The sequence below is a fragment of the Ectothiorhodospira lacustris genome, assembly GCF_022227785.1.
GTDB lineage: Bacteria > Pseudomonadota > Gammaproteobacteria > Ectothiorhodospirales > Ectothiorhodospiraceae > Ectothiorhodospira > Ectothiorhodospira lacustris.
The window spans coordinates 1-2,855 of the sequence record NZ_JAJNQM010000143.1; the positions used below are offsets into that span (position 1 = coordinate 1).

At 60.1% G+C, this 2,855-nt stretch carries 3 protein-coding genes and 1 tRNA gene; 2 read left to right on the plus strand and 2 right to left on the minus strand.

The genetic code is table 11. From position 1 onward, the window contains the following. A partial coding sequence (locus LQ952_RS15595) for a carboxysome shell carbonic anhydrase (protein WP_238623535.1) occupies positions 1 to 1,094 on the minus strand: 1,094 nt, incomplete at its 3' end. A 192-nt stretch (positions 1,095 to 1,286) separates the two neighbouring features. Between LQ952_RS15595 and LQ952_RS15600 the strand changes: the two genes are divergently transcribed. Both LQ952_RS15600 and LQ952_RS15605 read left to right on the plus strand, forming a co-directional pair. After that, positions 1,287 to 2,201, plus strand: a complete 915-nt coding sequence (locus LQ952_RS15600; RefSeq protein WP_238623536.1) for a LysR family transcriptional regulator — start codon at positions 1,287 to 1,289, stop codon at positions 2,199 to 2,201. Positions 2,202 to 2,266: 65 nt separating this feature from the next. Further along, positions 2,267 to 2,341, plus strand: a tRNA-Val gene (locus LQ952_RS15605). 104 nt (positions 2,342 to 2,445) lie between these two features. Here the strand turns inward: LQ952_RS15605 and LQ952_RS15610 are convergent. Next, positions 2,446 to 2,855, minus strand: a 410-nt coding sequence (locus tag LQ952_RS15610; RefSeq protein WP_238623537.1) for a tetratricopeptide repeat protein, incomplete at its 5' end; no start/stop codon positions are given.

The following is a 2,855-nucleotide window of genomic DNA, read 5'->3' on the forward strand; positions in this document are numbered from 1 at the left end:
ACCAGCCGCTCCGCCCGCTCCCCCTGCGCATGCCGACCACCCCGATACAGGTGCAGATAATCAAGCTGTGACAAATTACCCTGCAGCAGCAGCGCCATCAGGCGCACCAGTCCCTCCCTGGGAGGCTCCCCCCCCGGGCCATCGCCGCCAAGGTCACGCACCGCATGATGAATGCTCTGGTACAAGCGCAGGGAAGCCATCCGGGGCTCCAGAGACAGGGTCTGACGATAGAGGGTCAGGCTGTCGACGAAGACATCGGCGCGCATCCGGCCATGTGCATCAGGAACGTGGACCCGGATCCCGTCCGTATCCGTATCCACACCAATCAGCAAGGTGTCCAGCGGCGGCGGCCTGGACAGGCCGTTACCGCTGGATTCCCTGAAGGACCGGAGTCGATCCAGTAGCAGGGATGCCCGGCTTTCGGCGGTGCCGCCAGCCTCGCAACAGAAGGGATCCGAGGGCTGTAAAGACCTGAAGTGATAGACACAGACCTTGAGATAGCGGGAAGGCACATTGGCTGGCACAGGGACGCCCTCCAGATGCCGGAGCAGCTCGCAATAGCGCCAATGCTCCACCTGGCTTTCCACATCGAAGAACCCTCCCACTCGGGCACAAGGCCGGACCTGCAGGCCCGGCAGGCGCAGGATCAGACGCTTGAGGCCCATCAGGCGACCGTCGGGACAGGCGCTCGCCACCATGGCATGCACATCGCAATCCAGCAAATCCCCCAGCACCGCTTCCACATCCATGATGGGGGCCGGACAGTCGCGCCAAGCCCCCTCCACCATCTGTGACAGGATCCGAAAGATGCCGTGGGCATAGAGCAGACGCACATCCAGCCCCCCGACCCAGGACCGCTCGACCACTTCATCGGGCCATGCAAAGCCCAGCCGGTCCTGGGCCATGGCCTGAATCCGACGCGCATGATCAGGCCCCATGGCCTGGTACTGCATCTCCCTGAGTGCTGGAATCAGGGCTTCCAGCTTGCCTTCAAACACCCTCTCAAAGGCATGCAGCCTGCCATGGGTGGCCGATTCGGCCAGAGGGTGATGGACGCTACCGGGTACATCGCCGATTTCCGGATCCGGTTCCATGGTCATATCCCGCTCACTCACGTCTGATCAGCCTCTTGTTCCTTTGTTCGTACATCTGAAAATTCGACTGGAATAATCGATTTTTATTCCTGTCCGCATTAGGCAATACTCGTAGGATGTGGCTGTGGCCAGACACAGAGCCATTTCCTCTGTCTGGCCGAGGACAATCCTGCCCCATGGAGACAACGGCACATGAATTTTACCTTTCGACAACTCAAGGCATTCGAGGCGGTCGCCCGGCATCTGAGCTACACCCGGGCCTCGGAAGAACTGCATCTTACGCAACCTGCCGTTTCCATGCAGATCAAACAGCTGGAAGAGCATGTTGGCCTGCCGTTGTTTGAGCAAATCGGCAAACGGATCTATCTTACCGATGCTGGCAAGGAGCTTTATCACTACAGCTGCGCCATTGCCAATCAGCTGGCGGAAGTGGAGATGGTGCTCAACGAAATGAAAGGCCTGCGGCGCGGACATCTGAACATCGCCGTTGCCGGCACGGCCAACTACTTTGTCCCCCGTCTGATTGCCGCGTTCCATCAGCGCCACCAGGGCGTCTCGGTGACCCTGGAGGTCAACAACCGAGAGTCCCTGCTCAAACTGCTCGACATGAACGCCATGGACCTGGCCATTATGGGACAACCTCCCTCGGGGGAGCCGGCCGCCCACCCGTTCCTGGAAAACCCACTGGTGATCATTGCGCCGCCGGATCATCCGCTGGCCCGGGAGAGGGATATCCCGGTCGCGCGTCTGGCCAGTGAGCATTTCGTGGTCCGAGAGGAAGGTTCTGGAACCCGAGGTGCCGCGGAGCGTTTTTTTGAAGCCCGCGGCATCACCCTGCAAGCGACTCAGCAGATGCACAGCAGCGAAGCCATCAAGCAGGCGGTGGAGGCCGGACTGGGGCTGGGTTTGCTGTCCCTGCATACGCTGGAGATGGAGCTGATCCTGAAACGTCTGGTGGTACTGGACGTGGAGGGGTTCCCCATCCAACGTCAGTGGTATGTGGTCCACCCCCGGGGCAAGCGTTTTTCCGGCGTGGCCGAGGCCTTCATGAAGTTCACCCTGGAGGAAGCCGGGCACCTGCTAAAGACGCCCGAGTGGCGCAATTAAAAAACCCCGCCGGGCGTGTTGACAGCCTCAAGGTGCCTCCCTATAATCACGCCTTCTTCGCACCTGGGCGGTTAGCTCAGCGGTAGAGCACTGCCTTCACACGGCAGGGGTCAGTGGTTCGATCCCACTACCGCCCACCAAATGTAGTAACAAAATCAGCGACTTACGGGAAACCGGGGTCGCTTTTTTTGTGCCTGGCCACAGGTAACATGGCTTGTGTCACCATAGGGCCCGAACCTCCGGATCAAGGGTGCCCAACATCCGAGGACATGACAGTGAGTGACGCCTGTAATGCCAGAACGTCAGGATTCCCGGGATGTCGTTCCAGTAATCCCGCGCTCATCGACAGTGCCCTTGGTATTTCGCCACGATCCCGGTAGATCGTCGCCAGTGCCCAGGCAATATCGAAGTCTGCCGGAAATTCATGGTGTGCCGACTCCAAGAGCTCCACGGCGTCTTCCTGCTCACCCATGGAATTCAGCGCGATGCCCAGGACATAGACAAAGCGCCGATCCTCAGGATTCAATCGCTTGGCATCCCGCAATGCCTCCAGTCCCTCCCCCTGCCGACCTGTGCGGACGAGTAACAGGCCGAGGACATGGTGCAGCGCGGCGTTTGACCCATCAATCGAGAGCCCCTCACGCAGCAACTTCT

Bases quoted from the DNA above. Each gene is read 5' to 3' on its own strand.
- LQ952_RS15600 (WP_238623536.1), top strand. From the start codon at position 1,287: ATGAATTTTACCTTTCGACAACTCAAGGCATTCGAGGCGGTCGCCCGG.